This is a genomic window from Flavobacterium sp. H4147 (assembly GCF_029360735.1).
Taxonomy (GTDB): domain Bacteria; phylum Bacteroidota; class Bacteroidia; order Flavobacteriales; family Flavobacteriaceae; genus Flavobacterium; species Flavobacterium endoglycinae.
Window position 1 is genome coordinate 1,342,127 of the sequence record NZ_JARKNB010000001.1, and the last position, 24,485, is coordinate 1,366,611.

Sequence of the window (24,485 nt, forward strand, 5' to 3'; positions counted from 1 at the left end):
AAAAGGATGCTTAAAATCCATTTAAATGAAAAAAAATAGTTCTGAAGAAATCGTAAGCCGAACTTTGGTGCCTATTCTGGCTCTAGATTTTCATTATGAATACTTAAATGAATTAAAAGCTTCTTTTGCTGATTTGAAAAAAGTCGGTAAAATTTCCAGCCAGTTTACTTGGAACGAAGAAAACTTAAAAATCGCAGAACGAATCAAAGACGAAGTAGTTCTAATTACCGATTTAAATCTTAAAATTATTTTCGCTTCAAGCGGTATCAAAAGAATGACCGGATATCTTGAAGATGAAGTTCTGGGTAAAACTCCTAAAATGTTTCAAGGTCCGGAAACATGTAAATCTGCTTTACAAGAAATACGGGAATCCATCAACTTAAAAAAGCCGTTTGTAAAAACCATTAAAAACTACAAAAAAAACGGTAAAATATACCAATGTCATGTAGATGCGACTCCGGTATATAATTTAAAAGGAAAACTTTCGCATTTCATTGCCTTTGAAAAGGAAGATAAAGAAGAACTTGTATTTTAACCGGGAAGCACGCTAGATTTGCACAAAAGCACGCTCATTTTAAGTTCGAAAGACAATATAAAGCAAAACCGCCCAAAAGGCGGTTTTTATATTAAAAAAAACTTAGGATCTCAGAACCTTAGTATCTTAGCATCTAAGAATTACAAGTTCTCGAAGAAATCATTTCCTTTATCATCAGTAATGATAAAAGCAGGGAAATCTTTAACAGTGATTTTACGTACGGCTTCCATTCCTAATTCTTCAAAATCAACTACTTCAACTTTTAGAATGTTGTCTTGAGCTAAAATTGCAGCTGGTCCTCCAATAGAACCAAGATAGAATCCGCCGTATTTGTTGCAGGCATCCGTTACTTGTTTAGTACGGTTTCCTTTGGCAAGCATCACCATACTTCCGCCATTTTTCTGGAATTCATCTACATACACGTCCATACGCCCAGCGGTTGTTGGTCCAAAACTTCCTGAAGGCATTCCTTCTGGCGTTTTTGCAGGTCCTGCGTAATACACAGGATGGTTTTTGAAATAATCCGGCATTGGTTTTCCAGCGTCTAATAGCTCTTTAATTTTTGCGTGAGCAATATCTCTTGCCACGATAACAGTTCCGTTTAGTTTTAAACGTGTTTTGATAGGATATTGAGACAATTTTGCCAAAATATCGGCCATTGGCTGATCTAAGTCAATTTCAACCGGAGCTTCTAAATGTGGAGCTGTTTCTGGTAAAAACTGTTTTGGATTTACTTCTAACTGCTCAACAAAGATTCCGTCTTTGGTGATTTTTCCTTTAATGTTTCTATCTGCAGAACATGAAACTCCTAATCCAACTGGACAAGAAGCGGCGTGACGAGGCAAACGAATTACACGAACATCGTGTGTAAAGTATTTTCCTCCAAACTGAGCACCGATTTCACTCTCCTGACAGATTTTCTGAACACGCTCTTCCCATTCTATATCACGAAATGCCTGCCCTGCCATGTTTCCTGATGTAGGAAGATGGTCATAATATCCTGCAGATGCTTTTTTAACAGCGCTTAAATTCGCTTCCGCAGAAGTTCCGCCAATAACCAAAGCTAAGTGGTAAGGAGGACAAGCCGAAGTTCCTAAATCTTTAATTTTAGCACGAATGAAAGCATCCATAGATTTATCATTTAATAATGATTTAGTCTGTTGGTATAAATAGGTTTTATTCGCAGATCCGCCACCTTTTGCCATAAACAAGAACTCATAAGAAGCTCCTTTTTTAGCATAAATATCAATTTGTGCCGGAAGATTTGAACCTGAGTTTTTCTCTTCAAACATTGAAATGGGAACGATTTGAGAATAACGTAAATTACGTTTTTGGTATGTATTGAAGATTCCTTTGCTTAACCATTCAGCATCATCAACACCCGTGAAAATGCTTTCTCCTTTTTTTGCCATTACAATCGCAGTTCCCGTATCCTGACAGCTTGGTAATTGACCTTCGGCAGCAACAGACGCGTTCTGTAATAAATTGTAAGCTACAAAACGATCATTATCAGTTGCTTCTGGATCGTCAAGAATTTTTCTTAATTTTTGTAAATGAGATGTTCTCAGCATAAACGAAACATCTGTCAATGCTTCTTCTGCTAATAATTCTAAACCTTTTGGATCAACGGTTAAAATTTCGCGTTCTCCAAATTTTTCAACTTTTACAAAATCAGAAGTAATTTTGCGGTATTGAGTATCATCCTTCAAAATAGGATAAGGATCTTGGTATATAAAATCAATCATTTCTTTGTTTTTTTACAAAGTTAGAAATTATTTACCTAAGAAAGAATTTGAATTAGATCTCTAAAACAGTTTATTGCTGGTTGTGAAACTCGTTAAAGCTCATCTTTTTTTCGAAATAAGGTTTCTCTTTTGCAGAAAGCAGTTTCTTTTTCCAATGGTTTCCTTGAAGCGAGAACGAAATGGAATCCGAGTATTTTAGAACTCCAGAGTCCTCATTATCATCTTCTCCGGGTTCAAATGCAACAGTTTTGCAATAAAATATTTTAGGATCTTTTCCAGTATTTGAATCGTTATTCACAAATTCTGTCCACACTCCCCAGCCGCTGTCAGACATCGATTCCCAGTCATGGACAAGTTGTAGAGAATTGTTTTTAAGATAAAATAAATAATTACTAAAAGTATATCCGCAGGCAGGATAACCAGAATCAATTTTTATAAAAGAAGAATTTTTATCAGATGAGTTGTTCAAACCTAAAACGCCGCTCCATTCTGAACCTTTTTCATAATGTTTGATCGAAACCTTTGAAGATGCGATTTGATTTTTATTCTGATAGAAATCAAGTCGGAAAGTTGAAGTGACGATGCTGTCTTTGTCTGCTTTTTGATTGACAAGATTCACTAAAATATGGCTGACGTTTGCATTTTTGTCTTCAGAAAGAAGGATAGTATCAATTTGAAGTGATTTTTCTTTTATAGTTTTATCATCGTCAACAGCCGTAATTTTTGTAGTATCTGCTGAAGTTAAAGAAGCGATCTGATTTTGTTTTTGTTCTTTTTGGCAAGCTGTTAAAAGAATGGCAATGAAGAGGTATTGTATTTTCATAACATCATATTAGTTCTTCAAAAATATATTTTTCTTCGTAGTGAACCTTGAATTTGTTTAGAAAATTTAGATATTCAGCATTAAAGCTTTGCTTTTTATGATGCTCTTTTTGATTCTGAATGTATTTATAAACAGATTCAATTTGCGATTGGCTATATGAAAATACACCATAACCTTCCTGCCATGAAAATTTAGACTTTGTCAATTGGTTTTCGTTTATAAATTTTGATGATTTTGCTTTTACAGCTTTCATTAATTCTGAAATTGTAATGGTTGGTTTTAATGCTAGCAGACAATGAACATGATCTTCTACGCCATTAACGATAATTGTTTTGCATCCCGTTTCATTAATTAAATGTCCAATTACTGATAATAACTTAGGTCGCCATTTTTCATCAATAACAGCATTTCTGTATTTTACAGCAAATACTATTTGAAGATAAACTTGATGATATGTGTTTGCCATCCTGATTTTTTATTACAAAATAAATCATTCTTGTTTGACTCAAATCAATTTTTGTAATATTTAACTTTCTTTTTTTGTAAATATATCGGTCGTTCCGATGGAACTTCCATATAGGACGTCGCAAAATGATCAACGGATTAAAATCCGTTGCTACAAGATCGTTCGTTCCTATCGGAACTTTTTTGAACTGTTTATTGTTACATTAATTCGAAGTAAGAGCTATGTTTTGAAATATATGGTAATGCCGAATTTCAACATGGTTTAAACAAATATTTAAATATAGGACGTCGCAAAATGATCAACGGATTAAAATCCGTTGCTACAAGATCGTTCGTTCCTATCGGAACTTTTTTGAACTGTTTATTGTTACATTAATTCGAAGTAAGAGCTATGTTTTGAAATATATGGTAATGCCGAATTTCAACATGGTTTAAACAAATATTTAAATATAGGACGTCGTAAATGATCAACGGATTAAAATCCGTTGCTACATATTATTCGTTCCTATCGGAACTTAATGTCGGACATGTCGAATAGTTATTGGGATTTGCTACAATATTGTTCATTCCTATCGGAACTTTTTCGAAATGTTAACTGTTTCAATAATCCGAAGCAAGAGCCATTGGCTAGAAACATATTGTAGAGCCGGATTTCAATCCGGTTTAAACAAGTATCGATACAGAATAGAAGATCCGTAGGATCGGCCGATATTAAATTTGATTTTTAGAAAAACCAAGTTGCCACAAAAATCGCCGTAATAACACAAATTAAATCCACTAGAAGCATCGTTCCTAATGCATAACGTGTATTTTTGATATTAACCGAACCAAAATAAACCGCAATTACATAAAACGTGCTTTCGGCGCTGCATTGGAAAATACTGCTTAATCTTGCTGTTAAAGAATCAGCTCCAAAAGTATTCATCGAATCAATCAAGAATCCACGTGAACCAGCAGAACTAAATGGACGAAGCATAGCTACTGGCAATGCATTTGTAATTTCCTTGCTTACACCTAAATTCGAAAAGACAAATCCGATGGCATCGCTGATAATTTCAAATAAACCGCTGTTTCGGAATAATGAAATCGCAACCAACATTCCTAAAACATAAGGGAAGATCGTAACTCCAGTTTTCACTCCGTTATTCGCACCAACAACAAAGGTGTCAAAAACCGTTGTTTCAGCTTCTCTAAACTTCTTCTCATGTCTGAATGAGAAGATCAAGGTAAATGCGATAATCGCAATTAAAATTAATCCTGAAAGGTTCGAAGTAAAGTAATTTTTACCAATTAAATCCAATTGATTTACATACATCAATAAACCAACAATAGTGGCAATTAATCCCATTAAGACAATAAGAAGAGAAGCACTTTTAAAGTTGATTTTTTGTTTGATTCCAACAATTAAGAAAGCGGCAATTGTACCAATGAAAGAGGTAATAATACACGGAAGCATCACATCTGCAGGATTACTGGCATTAGCCGCTGCACGATAACCGATAATGGAAGTGGCAATTAACGTTAAACCCGAAGCGTGAAGGCACATGAACATAATTTGGGCATCGCTCGCCTTATCTTTTTCGGGGTTGATTTCCTGTAAACTTTCCATGGCTTTTAATCCAAATGGAGTTGCAGCCGAATCTAATCCTAAAAAATTGGCAGCAAAGTTTAAAGTCATGTATGAAATTGAGGGGTGATTTTTAGGAATACTTGGAAAAACTTTCACAAATACTGGACTAAGTACTTTGGCTAGTTTTCCAGATGCCCCAGAAACAATTAAAAGTTCCATTAATCCGCAGAAGAAAGCCAGATAAGCGATAAGAGGCAGAATTAAATCAACCAAAGTACTTTTACAAGTTGGTAAAAGTCCATCAGATTTCTGAAGTCCGCTGTAAATTTTTACTGTTTTATTTTTGTAAACGTAAGTCGTGTCCGCGTTCAGCGTATCACGATTAATAATCATGGTTTGATCCGGCGCTTTTTTAATGCTGTCTTTAATGAAAGCAGGAAGCTGCTCGACGTACTTTTCAGAAACTAAAATAGGATCGTCTTTCTTTCCATTTAAAACAGAATCAATGGTGTAAGTGTTGGCAGTAAATAAACTGACTACAATAAAAAGAATTGAAGATATAAAAATCGCTAACCAGAATCTGCTTAATACCATAATTGTAATTTTTTGTAAATGTAATAAATCAATTGAAATGACAATTACAAAAGTCAATTTCGTGGTTTAAACCGAAATCGATTTGTTACAATTTTTATTCAATCAGAATTTTGGTTTCCAGATACTTCTCAAACGATTTGATTTCACGAAATAAATCCTGTTTTTTATTCGGAGCAGTTTCACTAAAAAACTCCGTTTCAATTTTAACATGATCTTTTTTTACAGTTCTTTTCCAAATTCCAATTACTTTTCCGTTTTCTAAAATTATGGGTTTAAAAATACCATTGTTAGTAAAAACCTTTGTCTGATGTTCGCTTTGGAAAGAAGCATTACGCGTTTTATACGAAATTAATATCTCATCGAAAGCTGGAAGAAAATGGACGCTTTCGCGAAAGTTATCCTCATCTGTAAAATCTTTTTTGAACCAATATTGCTGATTATCAATAGTAATATGGTTTAATTGCAACTCTGTTGCGTTAATTGCTTTCTTGCAAATTGTAGCCGAAAATCCTGACCACCAAGAGAAATCAGGCAGTGTTGCAGGACCATGACTTTCAAAATAGCGCAGCGCTAATTTTGCTAAAGCTTCTTCTTTGGTTAATTGGGTTTTTGGTTTAGGAACTCGTTCTTCTAGCAGTGCATATGTAATTTGCTTGCCTTTCATTCTTCCATTGCAGACTAAACCGTCTAATTCGGCATTCATCATTACAATAACAGGAGACAAATCACCAGTTTTTTTCTGAATATTAAGTTCCTGCATGATTTCCTCTCGGGTTAAATGGTTATTTCCAGAGAGAAGTTTTTCAATAGCCGAATTGACTTGATCTAACTTTTTGTCATCGTAACCGTGCTGTTTGGCTAATGAAGCAAAAAGTTTTTTCACCTGAGATCCCGAAAGATCCAGCATCCAGTAAATATCATCGGCAGAAACAAAATGCCAGGTTGGACGTAAAATATGAGTGCGGATAATTTTTCCAGAATTAATAGCTTCTTCGATTTCTTTTTCCGAAGCATCACAACGCGAACCCACAGCCCATTTTGCCATGGCATAATCCTGAGCCTGCATAGCGCCAAAATGCTTTACAATTTCTTCTGGTGAATTGTGATTGGTTTTATAAAGCTTCTGCGAAACCAAACGATAATGTGAAATCTCCTCGTGTATCATTTTTTAAACCATATAAGTTATATAAGATCATTTAATCATCGTACCTAAAAGACTTAATTTCTCAGAACCTTAGCATCTTAGCGTCTTTAAAGCTATACATGAATAATCTCATCCTCAATCAGTAAATCTTCTCGGCGCAAGCGTAAAAAGATCTGAGCTACGGCAATTGTATCCTTTTCGCAATAGGTAATGATTCTGTCAATGTCTTTCTCAACATAAAAAACATGAGCCACCTGACTTCCGTCGATATCGCCTTTTGGAGATGGTATACCCAGAATTTTGGTCAAAAGTTTTAAAGAGGTAAAGTGTTTATAATCACCAAACTTCCATAATTCTAATGTGTCTAAATGAGGAACTTCCCAAGGTTTTTTTCCAAATAAATTCATTTTGTCTGGAATGGGCATTTGGTTGATAATCATTCGCCTTGCAATGAACGGAATATCAAATTCTTTCGAGTTATGCCCGCACATTAAATGCTGCGGCTGATTGAAATGATTGTTAATCAGATTCGAAAAGTCTTTTAGGATTTTCTTTTCTTCTCCAAAAAAAGAAGTAACCCTGAAATTTCGAACGTCGCCTTTGATGGTAAAATATCCAACCGAAATACAAATTATCTTTCCGAATTCGGCCCAAATTCCGGCGCGTTCGTAAAATTCTTCTGGAGTGAATTCGTCTTTTCGCTGGTATTGTGTTTTAATATCCCATAAGGACTGCATTTCTGCGTCGAGTGAATTGAAGTTTTCCTCTTCGGGAACTGTTTCAATATCAAGAAATAAGATATTATTGAGATTTATTTTTTCAATCATATTTTTGCTGTGGTTTCTGCTGCGAATTCACGAACTTGTATTAACTTCTATTAAATATAAATGTACACAAATTTGCCTTTAGTATTTTAATAAATAAAAAAATGAATGAATTTTCTTTCTAATTATTGAGCTAAATAATAATTGCTTTTAATTGAAAAATAAAATTCGTGAATTCGTGGCGAATAAAAACTAAAACAAACTTTGCTGTGCAGATGGTGATTCATGTTCCAAAAGCCATTTTTTGCGGGAAAGCCCGCCGGCATATCCAGTTAAAGATCCGTTTGTGCCTATAACGCGATGACAGGGAACTACAATCCAAAGCGGATTTTTACCATTTGCTGAGGCTACAGCACGAATTGCTTTTACATCGCCAAGCTTTTTGGTTTGATCCATATAACTGACGGTTTTTCCATACGGAATTTCCAATAGCGCTTTCCATACTTTCTGCTGGAATTCGGTGCCTTGTGGATTTAGTTTTAAATCAAAATCGGTTCTTTTTCCTTCGAAATATTCGTTTAATTGAAGAACAGCATCTTTTAAAACTTCAGGAATTGTTTTTGAAACCTCATTTGTTCCCACATCAGAAACTGAAATTACAGCAATACCATTTTCATCGCCAATGATTTTGGTGATTCCAAGAGGTGAATTGATGTAAACTGTTTCCATAATTTTTTTGAAGTTTAACCGCAAAGACACAAAGTCCAATCGCAAAGTTCGCAAAGTTTTTTTAAACCATGGAAGTAATTTGTTTTTTGTATTAGGTTTTAAACGATTGTCACCCTGAGCGAAGTCGAAGGCTTATGGAACTTGGTGGTTGGCTTCGACTTCGCTCAGCCTGACATTACCATCTCATCTAATACATATCTAAATTAAATTTATATTCTAAAATAGTTTCGATTTTTTCGCTTGAAATAATCTTTTTGATATTGGTTTTTTCAGAACTGAATTTTGGTAAAACTAGATTTAAGTCTTTTGCTTTTTGCGTGTAATATGCTTCTCTGGAAGGATGAAAAGGTGCAGCAGCGTTAAAAACTTCATTCCATTTCGATTGGTTTATAATTGCTTCAATAATTCCAATACAGTCTTTTAGATGAATTAAATTTATGGGTGCGTCTGGATTTTCTAGATTTTCTTTTCCAGCTAAAAATTTCACAGGATGACGTTCTTCACCAATTAATCCGCCGAAACGTACTATTGTGGTCTCGAAGTTTTGATTTTCTCGAAGCAGATTTTCAGCTAAAACTAATTGTTTGCCACTTTCGGTATCAGGATTTGCACTTGTTTCTTCGGTTATAAAATCATTATCATCACCATAAACAGATGTTGAACTTACAAAAAGGACTTTCTTTACAGCTGATTTTTCTATAAACGGAATTAGGTTTTTAATTTTTTCTACAAAAGCTTTTTTCTCAGTACTAGGATCGACTGCTCTCAATTTTGGCGGAATATCGATAATTAAAATTTCGCTTTCTGCTAAAAAATTAGTGATGTTTTCAGAAGTACCTTCGCTTTCAACGTTTCCTTCGACTTCGCTCAGGGTGACAAGAAACGGATTTATTCCGGCATCTTTTAAAATAGAAAGTTTGTTTTCTGAAGTGGTTGAGCCGTTTACGGAATTGCCTTTTTCAATTAATCTTTTTGCTAAAGGAAGCCCAAGCCAGCCACAGCCGAGTATACTTATTTTTGTCATTTTTTTATTTTGAGGTTAAGTAATAATCTCGCAAAGTCGCAGAGTCACAAAGTTTTTTGTTTCACGCAGATTCGGCAGATTTTTACAGATTTATTTGAAATAATTATCTGCGTTTATCAGCTTAAATCTTGTAAAAATCTACGTGAAATAAAATACCAACTTTGTTAGATTATTTTACAAAGTTAAAGTAAATCGGACTTTGTCTTTTCCTTTTGCGCCCATTCTGTTGTAAAATTTAATGGCTCTGGTATTGAATTCCGGCGTTTGCCATTGTATGTTGACACAATTGTTTTGTTTTCCGATTTCTTTTAATTTTTCGATTAAGATTTCACCAATTCCAAATCCTCTGGTTTCTTCTTCCAAAAACAAACAATCCATGTAAAGAAAAGTCTGCGCGTTCCAGGTCGAAAAATCGAAAGTATAAGATGCATAGCCTACGATTGTTTCTTTTGTGGCTGCCACTAAGCAGAATAATTTTGGATTTAGACCGAATAACGCATTTTTCAAACCTTCTTCTTTTCCGTCGGGAGAGAATTCGGCTTTTTCAAATTCGGCGTGTTTTTCAATTAAAATGAGTAGTTTAGTCAAATCTGCAATTTCGCAGTTTCTTATTGAATATTCCATTGTAAATTAATTTCGTTTTGTAAAAAGCTGATAAAATGATTGAAGTAATCCGGATAGGTTTCATTGGCTCTTACAGCGATGAAATGCTTTCTTTTTAAACCGTTTCTACTAACTTTAATTGCTCTTAACGGACTGTTTTTTAAATACGGCATTACAGCCCATTTTGCCATAGACATAACGCCCATATCGGCTTTTACCATTTCTAGAGAAGCTTCTGTTAAAGGCATTGGCGTTATTTTTTTCGGATTTACTTTGGCTGGAGCCAAAAGAAACTGATGAATAGTAACGGTTTCCAGTGGAAACGAATGAATAATCAAGTGTTCGTTGATAAAATCTTCGGCAACGACATATTTTTTATCTGCCCAAGCATGATTTTCGGAAACTACCATAACCATTTCGTCTTGAAAAAGTTCTTGATATTTGATGTTATGATCTTTTATCTGATCGCTTACAATGGCAATATCAATCGTGTTTTCGAGCAATTTTTGTAATGGAATATGAGTGGCTTCGGCAACAATTTTCAATTCCACATTCGGATATAAAAGATGAAATTGCTTTAAAACCGATGGAAGCCAGTGGTAACTCGAAAAACATTCAGTACTGATTCTGATTTCTCCATGTTCGCCAAAAACCATCTGCTTGATCTGATTTTCGGTTTCAGTGAGTTTGTTGAGAATTTCATTAGCAAGTTCGTAGATTTTTTCGCCCGCTTTGGTTAATACGAGTTTCTTGTTGGTTCTTAAAAAAATGGCGGTTCCTAATTGATATTCAGCTTCTTTGAGCTGATGACTCAACGCCGATTGTGTCAAATGAAGTTTGTCAATAGCTTTTGTAATGCTTCCTTCTTCAACAATTGCTTTGATCAGTTTTAGATGGCGAATTTCCATTTGTAATGAGTTAGTATACAAAGTAACAAAATTTTGAAATGGCTTTTGTATGAAAAAAAGTAATGTTCTGCATGAATTCTTTTCGTTTTTATGGCATTCCAAACCTTTATATTTTTGGAAAAACAAAATCATTAAAACCATACAACATGGAAGCACAAATTAAACATTATGAAAACAAACTTGCATTTGAAATGGATCCTTCCGATTTATTTGATGCCTTGAACGATGGCGAAAAAATAATCGTAATCGATGCCCGAAAAGCTTTCGGCTACGATGAAGAACATATTCCGAATGCGATTAATATTCCGCACCGCGAAATGAATGTCGAAACTACAAAGCATTTAGACAAAGAGGTTTTGTATGTTACATATTGCACCGGAATTGGTTGCAACGCCTCTACAAAAGGCGCTTTAAATATGACTAAGCTTGGATTTAAGGTGAAAGAATTAATTGGAGGACTAGAATGGTGGAAAATTGATGGTTTTGCAACTGAAGGCACAAAAGGAGTAAAGCAGGGATTAAAAATCGAATGCGCATGTTAAAATAAAAAAGGCAGACTTTTAAGTCTGCCTTTTTTATTATTCTGGTTTAACAACCGGTTTTATTGTGTCTTTTACAATAACTGCGCTGTCTTTGACTGGTGCTGGTTGAATGGGAAGATTTACCGGCGGTGTATATCTTTTAATTTTCTGCTGAATCATAACAGCATCATTCAATACAAATGGTGTTGGCATCATCCAGTCACTTCTTGGTTTTACTTTTAAAAGGGGATTACTCATTAAGTCGAAAGAACTTTCGATTAAATCCATATCAAAAATCGACGATTTATTGATGTAGAAATCCATTACCAAAGGTTCGTTACCTACAACATAATAACATATAACGTGCATTCCTTCTCGTTCTAAACGATTAGTTTTAGCTCCAGAAGTTGATACTCCGTTTGCTTTGAAATTATAAAGGTTCATTTTTGGGTTGGCAAAAATATCGTAACGATTTACTTTTCGGTTTGGCGTGATTTTGATTTTTAAATAACGGTTATTACCTACGACACTGTCTTTTAAGAAAGAAATTGTTGGTTTTGGAACATCAACAATTGGTGCAGTTGCGCTATAGGTAAATCCTGAATTGTATTTACTTGAAATTGGCAGACTGTTTAAACCAACCACTTTTTGAGTTTTCTCTCCTAAATACGATTTAGTCCAGTCATCTAGGTTTACATCATAGCTTGCCCAAACTGCCGAGTTTGTATTTGCATTGTAGATGTAGACTAAACTGTTAGATTTTGCTTTTCCATGTTCGTAGTCAGAATGATAACCTGCATAAGCAAAGAAACCTATTGAAACGGCGAAGAAAACAATAATCCATGGTCCTTTTCTGAAGGTATTAAATATTGGAAGCAATAATCCGAAAAGAAGAACCGTTAAAATAGCGCTTCCAAAAAGAATCTTCAATCCTAAACCAATGGGAAACATTACAATAAAAGGTGCTATAATTGCCAAAGCTGGAATGCTGAAAAGTAAATTCAATCCCAGGCTGTAATGCTGTGTGAGAACAAAAATTCCGAATAACAGAATTCCGAAATAAACAGGAATAATTAAAAATCCTGCTCCTGCAAGACTATTGGCTATAAATCCGTTAATGATGATCCAAAGCAGCAAAGGCGCTACAAAATGGTTCATCGTTATTTTTGAATCTGAAAAATGATGGTAAAAGGCAAAACAAATAGCAATACTCAAAGTAACAAATGCACCAATGTAAGCGTGGCCATTGTATGTAAATCCGTTTAATAAATCAGAATACTGCGGATAGACTTCCAGCACTATTTTCCAGCCTAAAAAAGTAACCAAACCAGAAATAATAATAGACCCCAAAAGCGGTACAAATCCTTTGAATATTTCTCTTAAAGAAATCATTCGCTTGGCTTTTCCAATCAACATAAATAGAATTAATAATCCTAAAGCGATTATCGTCATTGGGGCAACCCAAGAAAAAGGATAATTTATGAAAGTGAAAGGAGCGTTAAAATAAACATTGTCCTCTGTAGCAGTAGTTTTGGTTAAATCAATATTGGCGAAATACTTTAAAAGAGGCATTAAATAAGAACCTTGGTGTGCCAATGTCGTTTTGCTTAAATGCTGAACATCGTCCTGCTGTGTGTGGTAGTTGAAATGGCTGTCGATAAAAGCGAAATTGAATCCCTGGATATTTCCCTCTCTAAAAACCGTTAAATCGGTATCGTTAGGAAGCATTTTGTAAATGCTGTACATCAAAGAATTGGATACCGGATAAGCCGCTTTTGCATCGCTAAAATCTTTTATAAGCGCTTGATTTCCTTGATTGGTTTCCAATAACATGTAGCTTGGTCCTGAAGTTCCCCTTGCTTCAAAGTTTAAAACCAAACCTACATCTTTTGCCCAAGGATGTTTGTTAACAAAAAGTGCAGCGCCGTTTAGACCTAATTCCTCAGCATCTGAAAACAGAATAATAATATCATTTTTTTGAGGATGTTTAGAATATAAAAAAGCTCTAATTCCTTCCAGAATGGTTGCAACTCCTGATGCATCGTCACTGGCTCCTTTTGAAAAGGAATGCGGGGCACTGTCGTAATGAGAAAGTAATAAAAGTGCTTTTGAATTATTGGTTCCTTTAATTCTTGCAAGAATATTTTTAGATTTTACGAGAAGACCTTTGTTATTAAGCGTAAAACCTTCCTGAGTGCTCGTCTCTAATCCAATTCGGTTTAGCTCAAGTTTAAGATAATTGGCTACTAATTCGTGGTTAGTAGAACCCACATAATGTGGTTTTTGAGCAATTATTTCGACCTGGTTCAGAGCTCTTTCGGTCGAAAAATCAGCGAGCGCTTCGTCGTTTTTCGAAAGCCATTGAGGCATGGTCGTAGCATAAATAATGCCTAGAATTGCTAGAATGCAGGCGATTGCGAGAATGGATGTGGGGTTTTTTCTCATAATGAATTAAACTAAATTTCTTTTTTAACGAGCATATAATAATCATTGTCCAAAGAACGATATCCTTGGTCGTACAGGAAATAGTAGGTATTGCCTGTTTTGGTCTGCAATATATTAGTAAAGAAATCAAAATCAAAGCCTTTGTTAATCATTTTCTCTTTCGTTGCTTTTGATTTTCCATCCACATTCAACTCGGATAAAATACGGTAATTTTTTCGAAGCTTATTATTCACATTTCGCATGAAATTATTACTGTCTTTATTGATTTTATTGTTGTACGCATTGCGACAGCTGTCTGAACAAAATTTTTTGTCTTCTCTTCCAACCAGCTTCTCCGAGCATTCAAGACATGTTCTCATTATTTTGTTTTATTTATTTGATACAAATCAGTTCTGCGGTCTTTCAAAATTCTAACACTTCCGTGTTCATGAAGATTTTTCAGTAAATTCAGATCAACATCTACAATAAGCGTCATTTCGGTATTTGGAGTAGCTTCTGCTTTAATTCCATTACTTGGGAAAGCAAAATCAGAAGGTGTAAAAACAGATGCCTGCGCATATTGAATATCCATATTGTTTACTTTCGGAAGATTTCCAACACAACCCGCAATCGCAACATAACATTCGTTTTCGATGGCACGCGCTTGTGAACAATGTTTTACACGTGTATAAGCGTTTTGTGTATCGGTTAAGAATGGCACGAATAAAATATTCATTCCTTCATCTGCCAATAATCTTGAAAGTTCTGGGAATTCGACATCGTAGCAAATTAAAATTCCAATTTTACCACAATCGGTATCATAAGTTTTAAACGAAGATCCTCCTTTCATTCCCCAATGATGCACTTCATTTGGTGTGATGTGGATTTTATAATACATTTCAGAAGTTCCGTCTCTTTTACATAAAAAGCCCACATTATACAAAATACCGTTTTCGAGATGAGGCATACTTCCAGTTATGATATTGATGTTGTATGAAATGGCAAATTCCTGGAAACGCTTTCTGATTGGTTCCGAATGACGTGCAAGTTCTCGAATCGCTTCGGCTTCAGATAAATGATTGAAATCAGCCATAAGCGGTGCTGTGAAAAGTTCTGGAAATAAAGCAAAATCACTTCCGTAACCCGAAACCACATCAATAAAAAACTCAGCTTGTTCAAAAAGGGCTTCAACATTATTCAGCTGGCGCATCTGCCATTGGATTAATCCTAAACGAATAATACTTTTTTCAGAATTAATCAGTTTCGGACTTTCATCATAATACACATTGTTCCATTCTAAAAGAACAGCAAATTCTTTTGACTCATCGTCACCTTCCAGATAATTTTTCAGAATTTTAAGAACGTGAAAATCATTACTAAGCTGAAAAGAAAGTACAGGATCGTGAAGTTCTTTGTCTTTTACTTTTTCAATATAATTTCTTGGCGAAAGCTTTTTAGCATACTGATTGTAATTTGGGATTCGGCCTGCAAAAACTATAGCTTTTAAATTCAATTGTTCGCAAAGTTCTTTTCGGGCATCATATAAACGTCGGCCTAAACGTAAACCTCGGTAATTTGGATGAATGAAAACATCTATTCCGTATAAAATTTCACCATCAGGATTATGGGTAGAGAAAGTATAATCTCCAATAATTTGTCTGTAATTATGACGTTTGTCAACCAGTTTTTCGTCTACTATCAACGAAAGTGCTGATCCCACAACGACTCCGTCAACTAAAATCACCAATTGTCCTTCGGGAAAAATTGAAAGTAATTTTTTAATATCATTAGATCTCCAATAGGAGTTGGCCATTTCTGGATACGATTCCACCATTGAATTTTTCAACTGTTTGTAGTCTTCAAATGCAAGGTTTCGTAACTCAACTTTTTTAATTTCTGTCTGCATATATGTACGATTTATCTCAAATATAGCAAAAATAAATTCCATTTACAAACGCTTACAAATAATTACAACCGAAAGTAAATAGTTTGTAACCGAATATTTTAGCGGGATGAGCGCAATTTTGCATCGTTGAATTTGATAAACGAATTCATTATACGAACATTTAAATATTATACGCCATGAATGCAATGAAAAACAGAGTACAATTAATTGGGAATGTAGGAAACGATCCAGAAATCAAAACACTAGAAAGCGGTAAAAAACTCGCACACTTAACCATCGCTACAAATGAGATTTACAGAAATGATAAAGGTGATAAAGTAGAACAAACGGAATGGCACCGAGTGACTGCTTGGGGCAAAACGGCAGAAATTATCGAAAAATTTGTGGTGAAAGGAAAAGAGGTGGCGATAGAAGGGAAGCTGACTCACAGAAGTTATGATGACAAAAACGGAGAGAAAAAATATATAACCGAAGTTGTTGTGAATGAGATTTTATTGCTGAGTAAATAATCTTGACTATACGCCGCAAACGAAACAATTTGTATGTAGCAAACCCGACAGGTTTTTAAAACCTGTCGGGTTTCTTTATGGATATTGAATATAATTATAAAACCGAAGCACCATTTATATCGGTCGAAAGTACTTCGCTCATATAATCAAAAAAAGGTCTCATGTTTTTGAAAGTTTCCAAAGCTTGTTGTAAAAATTGTTGACTCAAAACTTCGTCATCTGTAAAACGTTTTATGATTAAAAACTGTTTGAAACGAAGTAAATCAATAGCTGGATGATCTGCATCAAAACCTTTTGGAGTTGTTTTCAGCTGTTCGCCTTGCAGCGTTCCGAAGGTGTTTTTAAAAGTTTTTGAATTTAATATTTCCCTAAATGATTCATAATCGTGAGCAAATTCGCTTCTAATACGTTTCAAATCGGCAGCATTTGGTCCCCAAAAACCTCCGGCAAGAAAAGTATTTCCTTTTTCAATGTGAAAATAGTAACCGCCGCGTCTTGCACTGGTTGCACGTGTGTAACTGCCGCCCCAGAAAGTTTTAAAAGGCGTTTTGTCTTTTGAAAAACGAATGTCACGATAAATGCGGTAAACGCTTTTTTTGCCCGACGTTGTTTCCAAAACATCTGTTTTGGAAAGTTCTTTTAATAAAGCATCTGCAAAGTTTTGAATATGGTCTAATTCTACTAAGTATTTCGGTTTATTTTCGTCAAACCAAGGCTTGTTATTATTCTCTTTAAGCTGAAGTAAAAAATCAAGACTGGATTGAGGTATTGTAATTGGGTTTTCCATATACATTTTAAGTTTTAGAATCTAGAAGAAGATGCAATTTAAAACTAAAAAACCCACCAAAAAAATCTGGTGGGTTTTTCTATATGATGTTAAGCAGTCTTTTTGAATAAATCAAACATAGGACAGCGCGAGCAGCGTTTCTTTTCGCTTTTTTTATATTTCTCACAACAAGAAGATTTACAGTTTTCAGCTTTCTTAATCTTGTCAAGGATAACTTTATTCTTTTTTTTCTTTTTATCCTTTTTCTTGTCTTTGTCTTTTTCTTTCTTGCTCACTTTTCCTCTAATTATAAAAACAGAGACAAATATAAATCAAAAAAGTTATTTTTATGCGTTCTAAATAAACTTTAACTATTTTTATTTAGGATTAATAGCAATCGAACTTGTAACTGTTAATTGCTGAATATCACGGTCGAACAAGTATAGCCCGCCTTTATCTTCACCAATCAAGTTGATTTTATCTAAAATAGACTTTGCAGTAGCTTCTTCTTCAATTTGCTCAGAAACGTACCATTGTAAGAAATTATGTGTTGCATAATCTTTTTCTTCAAAAGTGATGTGTACCAATTCGTTGATCGATTTCGAAACAAAAAGTTCATGGTTGTAAAGCTCTTCAAACATTTCTTTAAAAGTAGAATATGCTATTCTAGGTGCTTTTAGATCTGTAATTTGTGCGTGGCCTCCACGTTCGTTTACGTACTTAACTAATTTAAGCATGTGTGCACGCTCTTCGTCTGACTGTGTGTACATAAACTGAGCAATTCCCTCCAATCCGTGTACTTCAGCCCAACAAGCCATAGAAAGATACGTTTGCGAAGATTCCGCTTCGATGCGGATTTGCCTGTTTAAAGCTGATTCAATATTTTTTGATAGCATAATTTGTGTCTTTTTTGTAAAATTAGAAAAAATAATTCATTCCTTTTTTTTGAAAACTCTAAAATAGAGATTTGGGCAAACTCTCAATAAGATGAATGAGATTTTATAGACTCAAATGTCGCAGGATTCGAAAATACCGACTTGTTCATGATTGGGTTTCCATCGCCTCTTACAAAACCATCTGTGAATTTTCGCATGATAAATTGTTTCGAACTCAAATCATAATAGCTTAAAATATAAAAACCTTTGACCTTTAAAGTGTTTTGTAAAGATATGTTTTTACTGGTATTTAAGAAATAAGACAAATTATCGATCGCCAGTGGTTCCGATTGCTCTGCTTTTATGAAATCTAGATTTTCATTCAGCAGCGCATCAAAATATACCATTTTACTTTGTGTACGAGGAATCATGTCTGGAGCTTCATTAATACTGTACAAATAATCGTAATCAATGTATTCTACAAATCCACCAAAGGTTATGAAATTGTTTTTTTGGTTTTTAACAACAGAAATACCAGCACTAAGATCAGCTAAATTTTTAAGGAATTTGGCAGTTGTTTTTAATACCTGTGGTCGGTTGTTGTTAATTTGAAGAAACAACGGAGAGTTTTTAAACTGAATAGTATCATTTTTTGATAAGGAAACATTTTTAATCGTATTTCCAGAATCAAAATCTTTTACTTCAAATACAAATTCATCCTTATTGGCGGCTACTTGAAATAGCTTATTACTAGTATAAAACGAGTTAGCGGTTTGAACAGTCTTTTTGGTAACCGGAAGATTGAAAACTTTTTCTTTAATTTCAGAAGTTTCCATGTTGAGGTCATACACTACCGTTTTTTTGGAATTGTAATCCAATGTCAAAATGATATGATTGTCATTTACATACATTTTATTAATTCCTGCCGTTTTATCAATCGGATTAAAATCATTTAAATCCATTTTCTGGATAGGGTAAGCTCGAATAAGCGTTGTGAACGAAAAGCTTCTGCCTGCTCCGTTTTGGAATGTAAAAGCCGAAAGATCAAACATTTTTATTTCGCAGTTCCCGTTTTCAAATTTGTACAAAAGAAGATGCTGCTGTGCTTTTTCTTTTGCTAAAACATAAAAAACATTGTCTTTTTGAAATGAGTTTATAATGTAATCATGATTATCAGGAAAATCAAAATTTAATGATCTGGAGGTTTGAACTTCAGGGAAATATTTTATAATTCTAATGTTTCTCAAATTCTCAGAAGCCCAATAGAGCAGAGGGTTTTTATCTTCGCCAATGCTGTAGCCAATCAAGCGTCTGTCTGCGGCAAATCGTATTGAATCCGTAAACTGTGATGTAAGAAACAGCGATTGATTGTATTTTAAAATATTGATTTTTTTATTGTCTGATGCAAAAACATAGATATCGTGTGTTTTTACATCTTCAACATTTAAAATCTGCCCGTCTTCTAAAGGATTATTCAGATTTAATGGTAATGAATTTAAAACTGTCTGACCAAAAACAATTGGTTTTGAGACTAAAAGGAAGAATAGTAGTAGTTTTTTCATGTGAGTTCCGGCTCAAATATCATTCCAAATTTAATCAAATAAACTACAGCCTGATAACCAGAATTTATAAATTAAACTTAAAAAAAAGCCCAAAAGGATATTTCCTTTTGGGCTTAGAATTTAGTACTTTAAAAAAGTGTTATTTTACTCTAAAAGTAACTCTTCTTGCTAATCTTCTTGCTTCTTCTGAATCTTTTTGGATTGATGTATCAGCACCAGCAGCAGTAACATTTAATCTTGAAGATGCAATTCCTGCTTTTTCTAAGATAGTTTTAACGCTATTTGCTCTAGCTTTTGATAATTTCTCGTTGTATTCAGATTTTCCTACCTGGTCAGCATAACCAATAATGTCAAGCGAAGCAGATGGGTTTTTTCTTAAATAATTTAAAATAACATCAATAGCAGCTGTAGAGTTTTCGATTGGAGTCGATTTGTTGAAACCAAAATACACACTGTAATACTCATTGTTGATCATTTCTTTAAGAAGATCTTTGTCGTTAACTACAGTGTTATTAGTAGTAACTGGTCTGTCAACAATTACTTTTTCTGGAGTTTTCTTGATTTGTTCTTCAAGATTAGCCACTTTGTTTTCTAATGCAGAAAGATCAGTGTTTCCTGAATTTTCTGTAACTACCCAGTCAGCATGTTTTGTGTTTTTTCCTAAATACACATTTAAACCTACTGTACCATTAAACAATAATCCAGAAAAACCTCTGTTGTTTGGAAGATAAGCTCCATCAAAAGAACGATCCTGAGATGCATTGAAAATAGTAGAGAAGTCTCCAGTTAAAGCAACTCTGTTTGATAATTTTATTTGACCAGTAACACCAGCAATAAAATTAGTCATTTCGTCTGCTCCTTTGTACACATCATTTCTTAGTTGAGCATAACCAAAACCAGCGTGTCCTAATAAACCAATTGTATTAGTCCATGTTTCGAAATTCATAATGCGTCCTAAATTAGCAACAGCTTGCAAATCTACTCGATAGTATCTTGAATCAAAATCTAAAGAGTTGCTTTTGTTTGTTAAACTGTTATAACCAAAATCAGCTTTTAAACCGAATTTGTTGTTAAACATATAACGAACTCCAAAATCTCCAACCCACGGGCTAGGCGTACGTGTAAAATAGTTATCCGAAAATGGCTTTTGAGGTTTGTTTACTCCTCCAGCCAATTCAATAGACCATTTATTAAAATTGCTTGGAGTACTGGTTTCTGTTTGTGCATTAGCATTCATTAAACCTAAGGCAAATGCCAGAGTAACAACAATTTTTTTCATTGTAATTGAGTTTTAAAATTTTTCCCAAACCAACGAATTAATAAAAGAGTGTTTGTCCCCTGAAAGTTATAAAAGTATTAAAATAAGACAGAAATATAACACAAAATTAAGATTTGTTCATCTCTTCCTGAAAGCAATCTACAAATTTTCCTAAGTGTAATCCGTCCATTAAACCATGATGGACATGCACAGACATTGCCATGGTACGCTTTCCTGTTTCTGAAGTTATCAGTTTTCCAAAGGAAATTTTTGGACAGCTGTCTGGAAACGTAAAACTTCTGGCATGGGAAAGTCCCGTGAAGTTTAACCACGGAATTGCCGAGAAATGAATCAAGTTATCATCATTAAATGATCTTGTAAATAGTCCTTTGGTATTTTGAACTCTTTTGATTTCGGCTAAAGCATTCTCTTCAAAAGTTTTAAAATCAGGATGATATTCAATTAAAGAAAATCCGAAAGTTCCGTCTTCACGACCAATTGTCGATGAAGCATCAATACGATCATTGATGTATATTTTGTCTTCGGAAATCCTGTATTTAAAATTTTCGACTGCATTTACAGCCGTGAGTGTTTTGTGTAAATAGAAAATGAAAAAAGAAGCATTGCTTTTTTTGGCTGTTTGATACGCCTGTGTACAATCAATTTCGACGGTAGCTCCAAAAAAAGGTTCTTCCATTTTTCTGAAATGTTCGAAATGTTCTTTTCTGTTCCAGTTTTCTAGGTCTAAAAGTGTTTTCATTATAGTAAATTGTGGACTACTTCTGTAATCTTTTCGAATGAGCTGAAATGTTTGTGCTCAACTTTATGATTGATTTTTTCGTGTTCCCAAGTAGTATGAAACGGAATATGAACGGCATATCCGCCAATTCCTAAAACGGGAAGCACATCTGATTTTAATGAATTTCCGATCATCAAAAATTCGCTTGCCTGAATGTCCAAACGTCCTAGGAGTTTTTGATAATCGATTTCTTGTTTGTCTGACATGACTTCAATATGGTGAAAATAATGTCCTAAACCAGAACGATGCAGTTTGCTGTGCTGGTCTTTTAAATCGCCTTTTGTAGCCACTACCAATTTGTATTTTCCGTGCAAAGCTTGCAATGTTTCTTCAATTCCGTCGAGAAGTTCGATTGGTTTCTCCAATAATTCTTTTCCGTATTGAATGATTTTTTCAATGATTTCAACAGGAATGGTATTGTTGGAAATATTCATGGCTGCTTCGATCATCGAAAGGATGTATCCTTTAATTCCGTAGCCATATAAAGGCAAGTTGGCAATTTCTATTTTGAATAATTCCTGTGAAATGCCTTGATGCGAAAGATAATCTTCCATCAAAGCACAGAATTTATGTTCGGTTTCCTGGAAATAAGGTTCGTTTACAAACAAAGTATCATCGGCATCAAATGCGATTACTTTTAGGTTTGGTATTTTAGTTTTATGTAACATAGGCTTTTTGTTTCAAGTTTTATTAGCCACGAATTCACGGATTATAACTAATTAGATAATTGATTTTTAGAAGTGATGAAGTAATTTCACTAATTTTTTTACTCGGATTAATTTCTGTTAAGATAAAAACAAATCTGCTCAATCTGCGTAATCTGCGAGAAACTTTTTAATCTCAATTCTTAGAAAACAATCTTTTCAAAGAAATCGTTTTATCGTAAAACGTAATTCGGATTCCGAAAAGAAGAATAATTCCTCCGAAAACCATTTGCAAAGTTATTTTTTCCTCCAAAAACAACCAAGCCAAAATGGAGGTAATTACGGCTTGACTTAATAAACTAAGAGAAACTCTCGTCGCGCGCATGTGCTGTGTTGCATAACTAATCGAAAGCCAAGCACACAATTGGCAGATTACGGCTTGCAAAATCAATACAAACCAGCCTGCATTTGAAAATCCGGTGAAAGGTTCGTGTAACGAATAACATAAAATTCCTAAATAGATACTGGAAGCTAGTAAACTAATGGTCATAAACGATAAAACATCAACTTGCGATAAAACGTTTTTGCTGACTAAAAGGTAGATCGAATATAAGATTCCTGATAAAACAGCGAAAAGAAAAGCTTGATTGAAATTCAAATCGATAAAAAATTCAAATCCAACCAAAGTCACCATTCCGAATAAAGCGACCAGAGTTCCAATCCAGAAATTGACCGCTGGTTTTGATTTTAAAAATAAAAAAGAACCAACGCCAACCCAAACCGGAGATAAATTAGTCAACAAGGAAGCCTGAGTTGCACTTGATTCTTGAATAGCAATATTCCAAACGGCAACATCCGAAGAAAATAAAACGCCGCAAAGTACCGCTAAAAATGCAAATTTTAATTTTGGAAGTTTAAAGTTTCCGCTCAATATCACATAAGGTAAAAGCAGAACGATCGCAAAGAACATTCGGTAAAAAGCCGAAATTAATCCTGGAGTTAAACGTAGTTTTACCAATATTGGAAAAATCGAAATGCAAAGTATACCGCTGATTAAGGCTAATCTTGGTTTGGTGATTTTCATTGTGAATTTTTAGCTAAGGTCTTGTTTTTAATAATGCGAATCAAAAGTAAAAATGTCCGTTAGGGAAAACAAAAGATTTGTAGAAATTAACATAACATAAAAAAACAAAGATGTGCCGTTAGGCACATTTTGATTTATTGTAATAAAAATTAGGATTAAACTTGTTTTTGTGTGGTATTATGCGACAAGCATTTTTTCGTAGGCATTTTTAATTTCAATGTCCGAAAAAGGTTCAAGTGCTTCTACCAGTTTGCTAACGGTTTTAATGCAGTTGATCATTTTGATGCGGAGATCTTTATAATCTCCAACTTCTGTAACCAGAATTGCTTCAAAAATTTCACACAAATGTTCCGGCTGATCCCTGATTTCGTCTTCAAACCAAATGTCTGATAGAAATTGTGCCATTGCTGTCATTACAGCCGTTTCTGTTGTTTTTTCATTTTCTCTTTGCATAATCGAAAATATTAAACGCACGAAACCCTCGCTTTAGATGTGCAAAAATACCCCAGAAGGATAGATTTCCCGAGTTTCCATAGGGCCATCATGGCGAGGGTTCGCTTATTGTTAACTTTTAATAAAGTTCAGAATTACTTCTGAAGTATTTTTGCAGTACAAACTTACAATTATAAACTTATATAAAAGCAAAAAACATGAGAAATTTCCCATGTTTTTAATATTTGGATTTTTTGCAATTTAATATCAGTTATTTAACTTTTCTATTCTTAACATCCTGACGATTATCCCAAAACGATACTATTTCAATCTGATTGTTGTTTATCTCGTAGAATATGAGATAAACTTTCATAGAAACAACGCGGGTAATTTTATTAGAAGTAAGCCTTCCTATAAGTTCTGAGCTTGAAAGTGTATTTAATAGATCTTCAACTTCGTTTAATAGTTTTAAACTGTAAGTTGGACTTTCATTTCTAATGAAATAATATTCAAGAACATTTTCTAGTTGAAGTTTAGCTAAAGATGACCAAACTATTTCTTTTTTAGCCATTCTCGCATTTCTGAAATTACTTCTTCATTTTTATGAAAATTTCCATTTTCAATCTCTATTCGACTACTTTCGATTGCTTTTTTTTGCTCATTTGACAGTTCATAGAGTTCTTGTTCAGATGAATCAAAAATAGTTTGAAGTGCATTCAGAAAATTCAAATCCTTAGAATCTTTGATCCTAGAAATTAAATTCTTTTTTATTTGTGCAGTCAAGTCCATAATATTTCTTTA

Annotated in this window: 27 protein-coding genes; 3 read left to right on the forward strand and 24 right to left on the reverse strand. The window is 34.1% G+C overall.

Annotated elements, in window-relative coordinates; translation table 11 throughout:
• The first annotated feature begins 25 nt into the window (after nt 1–25).
• Complete coding sequence (locus P2W75_RS05875) at nt 26–535, forward strand: PAS domain-containing protein (protein WP_207298563.1); 510 nt, start codon at nt 26–28, stop codon at nt 533–535.
• A gap of 140 nt (nt 536–675) precedes the next feature.
• On the opposite strand, the gene P2W75_RS05880 is transcribed toward P2W75_RS05875, so the two are convergent.
• The 10 genes from P2W75_RS05880 to P2W75_RS05925 all read right to left on the reverse strand — a co-directional run bounded on the left by P2W75_RS05880 (nt 676) and on the right by P2W75_RS05925 (nt 10,904).
• Nucleotides 676–2,280, reverse strand: coding sequence for a fumarate hydratase (locus tag P2W75_RS05880; RefSeq protein WP_276379453.1), 1,605 nt, complete (start codon nt 2,278–2,280; stop codon nt 676–678).
• A gap of 70 nt (nt 2,281–2,350) precedes the next feature.
• Entirely contained in the window at nt 2,351–3,103 is a 753-nt protein-coding gene (locus P2W75_RS05885; protein ID WP_276379455.1) for a hypothetical protein, read from the reverse strand.
• A gap of 4 nt (nt 3,104–3,107) precedes the next feature.
• Nucleotides 3,108–3,569, reverse strand: a complete 462-nt coding sequence (gene tnpA, locus P2W75_RS05890) for an IS200/IS605 family transposase (protein WP_276379456.1) — start codon at nt 3,567–3,569, stop codon at nt 3,108–3,110.
• Nucleotides 3,570–4,292: 723 nt separating this feature from the next.
• Entirely contained in the window at nt 4,293–5,732 is a 1,440-nt protein-coding gene (locus P2W75_RS05895) for a nucleoside recognition domain-containing protein (protein ID WP_276379458.1), read from the reverse strand.
• Nucleotides 5,733–5,826: 94 nt separating this feature from the next.
• Nucleotides 5,827–6,897 carry a winged helix DNA-binding domain-containing protein gene (locus P2W75_RS05900; RefSeq protein ID WP_276379459.1) on the reverse strand — a complete coding sequence of 357 codons (1,071 nt, stop codon included), beginning with the start codon at nt 6,895–6,897 and terminating at the stop codon, nt 5,827–5,829.
• Between the two features lie 92 nt (nt 6,898–6,989).
• Nucleotides 6,990–7,703 (reverse strand): 3'-5' exonuclease, encoded by a 714-nt coding sequence (locus P2W75_RS05905; protein WP_207298569.1) that lies wholly within the window; start codon nt 7,701–7,703, stop codon nt 6,990–6,992.
• A 189-nt stretch (nt 7,704–7,892) separates the two neighbouring features.
• A complete protein-coding gene (locus tag P2W75_RS05910) occupies nt 7,893–8,369 on the reverse strand; it encodes a methylated-DNA--[protein]-cysteine S-methyltransferase (protein ID WP_207298570.1) in 477 nt (158 codons plus the stop codon).
• Nucleotides 8,370–8,556: 187 nt separating this feature from the next.
• Complete coding sequence (locus P2W75_RS05915; RefSeq protein WP_276379463.1) at nt 8,557–9,393, reverse strand: SDR family oxidoreductase; 837 nt, start codon at nt 9,391–9,393, stop codon at nt 8,557–8,559.
• Between the two features lie 174 nt (nt 9,394–9,567).
• Nucleotides 9,568–10,017: a GNAT family N-acetyltransferase gene (locus P2W75_RS05920; protein WP_276379464.1), complete on the reverse strand. Its 450-nt coding sequence runs from the start codon at nt 10,015–10,017 to the stop codon at nt 9,568–9,570.
• Nucleotides 10,002–10,904, reverse strand: coding sequence for a LysR family transcriptional regulator (locus P2W75_RS05925; RefSeq protein WP_276379465.1), 903 nt, complete (start codon nt 10,902–10,904; stop codon nt 10,002–10,004). The genes P2W75_RS05920 and P2W75_RS05925 overlap by 16 nt, the downstream gene beginning before the upstream one ends.
• Nucleotides 10,905–11,050: 146 nt before the next feature.
• Between P2W75_RS05925 and P2W75_RS05930 the strand changes: the two genes are divergently transcribed.
• The gene (locus P2W75_RS05930) at nt 11,051–11,446 is read left to right on the forward strand and encodes a rhodanese-like domain-containing protein (protein WP_276379467.1); all 396 of its coding nucleotides are present in this window, start codon (nt 11,051–11,053) and stop codon (nt 11,444–11,446) included.
• A 36-nt stretch (nt 11,447–11,482) separates the two neighbouring features.
• Here P2W75_RS05930 and P2W75_RS05935 read toward each other — a convergent pair whose 3' ends face one another.
• Genes P2W75_RS05935 through P2W75_RS05945 form a run of 3 tightly spaced genes read right to left on the reverse strand, consistent with a single transcriptional unit; the run spans nt 11,483 to nt 15,755 of the window.
• On the reverse strand, nt 11,483–13,870 hold the full coding sequence (locus P2W75_RS05935; protein WP_276379468.1) for a M28 family peptidase: 2,388 nt from the start codon (nt 13,868–13,870) through the stop codon (nt 11,483–11,485).
• A gap of 11 nt (nt 13,871–13,881) precedes the next feature.
• Nucleotides 13,882–14,229, reverse strand: coding sequence for a hypothetical protein (locus P2W75_RS05940; RefSeq protein ID WP_207298576.1), 348 nt, complete (start codon nt 14,227–14,229; stop codon nt 13,882–13,884).
• Entirely contained in the window at nt 14,229–15,755 is a 1,527-nt protein-coding gene (locus P2W75_RS05945; protein WP_207298577.1) for a carbon-nitrogen hydrolase family protein, read from the reverse strand. Before P2W75_RS05945 ends, P2W75_RS05940 begins: the two co-directional genes overlap by 1 nt.
• Nucleotides 15,756–15,931: 176 nt before the next feature.
• On the opposite strand from P2W75_RS05945, the gene P2W75_RS05950 reads away from it, so the two are divergent.
• A complete protein-coding gene (locus tag P2W75_RS05950; protein ID WP_207298578.1) occupies nt 15,932–16,264 on the forward strand; it encodes a single-stranded DNA-binding protein in 333 nt (110 codons plus the stop codon).
• A gap of 94 nt (nt 16,265–16,358) precedes the next feature.
• Here P2W75_RS05950 and P2W75_RS05955 read toward each other — a convergent pair whose 3' ends face one another.
• The 11 genes from P2W75_RS05955 to P2W75_RS06005 all read right to left on the reverse strand — a co-directional run bounded on the left by P2W75_RS05955 (nt 16,359) and on the right by P2W75_RS06005 (nt 24,473).
• On the reverse strand, nt 16,359–17,051 hold the full coding sequence (locus P2W75_RS05955) for a DUF2461 domain-containing protein (RefSeq protein ID WP_276379472.1): 693 nt from the start codon (nt 17,049–17,051) through the stop codon (nt 16,359–16,361).
• Nucleotides 17,052–17,140: 89 nt separating this feature from the next.
• Nucleotides 17,141–17,326: a hypothetical protein gene (locus tag P2W75_RS05960; protein ID WP_207298580.1), complete on the reverse strand. Its 186-nt coding sequence runs from the start codon at nt 17,324–17,326 to the stop codon at nt 17,141–17,143.
• 81 nt (nt 17,327–17,407) lie between these two features.
• Nucleotides 17,408–17,926, reverse strand: coding sequence for a ferritin (locus tag P2W75_RS05965; RefSeq protein WP_207298581.1), 519 nt, complete (start codon nt 17,924–17,926; stop codon nt 17,408–17,410).
• 83 nt (nt 17,927–18,009) lie between these two features.
• Complete coding sequence (locus tag P2W75_RS05970; RefSeq protein ID WP_276379474.1) at nt 18,010–19,467, reverse strand: hypothetical protein; 1,458 nt, start codon at nt 19,465–19,467, stop codon at nt 18,010–18,012.
• Nucleotides 19,468–19,606: 139 nt separating this feature from the next.
• Nucleotides 19,607–20,746, reverse strand: coding sequence for an OmpA family protein (locus tag P2W75_RS05975; RefSeq protein WP_276379475.1), 1,140 nt, complete (start codon nt 20,744–20,746; stop codon nt 19,607–19,609).
• 106 nt (nt 20,747–20,852) lie between these two features.
• Nucleotides 20,853–21,485: a chloramphenicol acetyltransferase gene (locus P2W75_RS05980; RefSeq protein WP_276379477.1), complete on the reverse strand. Its 633-nt coding sequence runs from the start codon at nt 21,483–21,485 to the stop codon at nt 20,853–20,855.
• Nucleotides 21,485–22,192, reverse strand: coding sequence for an HAD family hydrolase (locus P2W75_RS05985; protein ID WP_207298585.1), 708 nt, complete (start codon nt 22,190–22,192; stop codon nt 21,485–21,487). Before P2W75_RS05985 ends, P2W75_RS05980 begins: the two co-directional genes overlap by 1 nt.
• Before the next feature lie 172 nt (nt 22,193–22,364).
• On the reverse strand, nt 22,365–23,252 hold the full coding sequence (locus P2W75_RS05990) for a DMT family transporter (protein WP_276379478.1): 888 nt from the start codon (nt 23,250–23,252) through the stop codon (nt 22,365–22,367).
• A 177-nt stretch (nt 23,253–23,429) separates the two neighbouring features.
• Nucleotides 23,430–23,705: a hypothetical protein gene (locus P2W75_RS05995; RefSeq protein ID WP_276379480.1), complete on the reverse strand. Its 276-nt coding sequence runs from the start codon at nt 23,703–23,705 to the stop codon at nt 23,430–23,432.
• Nucleotides 23,706–23,955: 250 nt separating this feature from the next.
• The gene (locus P2W75_RS06000) at nt 23,956–24,255 is read right to left on the reverse strand and encodes a type II toxin-antitoxin system RelE/ParE family toxin (protein ID WP_276379482.1); all 300 of its coding nucleotides are present in this window, start codon (nt 24,253–24,255) and stop codon (nt 23,956–23,958) included.
• A complete protein-coding gene (locus P2W75_RS06005; protein WP_276379483.1) occupies nt 24,237–24,473 on the reverse strand; it encodes a hypothetical protein in 237 nt (78 codons plus the stop codon). Before P2W75_RS06005 ends, P2W75_RS06000 begins: the two co-directional genes overlap by 19 nt.
• Between the last annotated feature and the right edge of the window lie 12 nt (nt 24,474–24,485).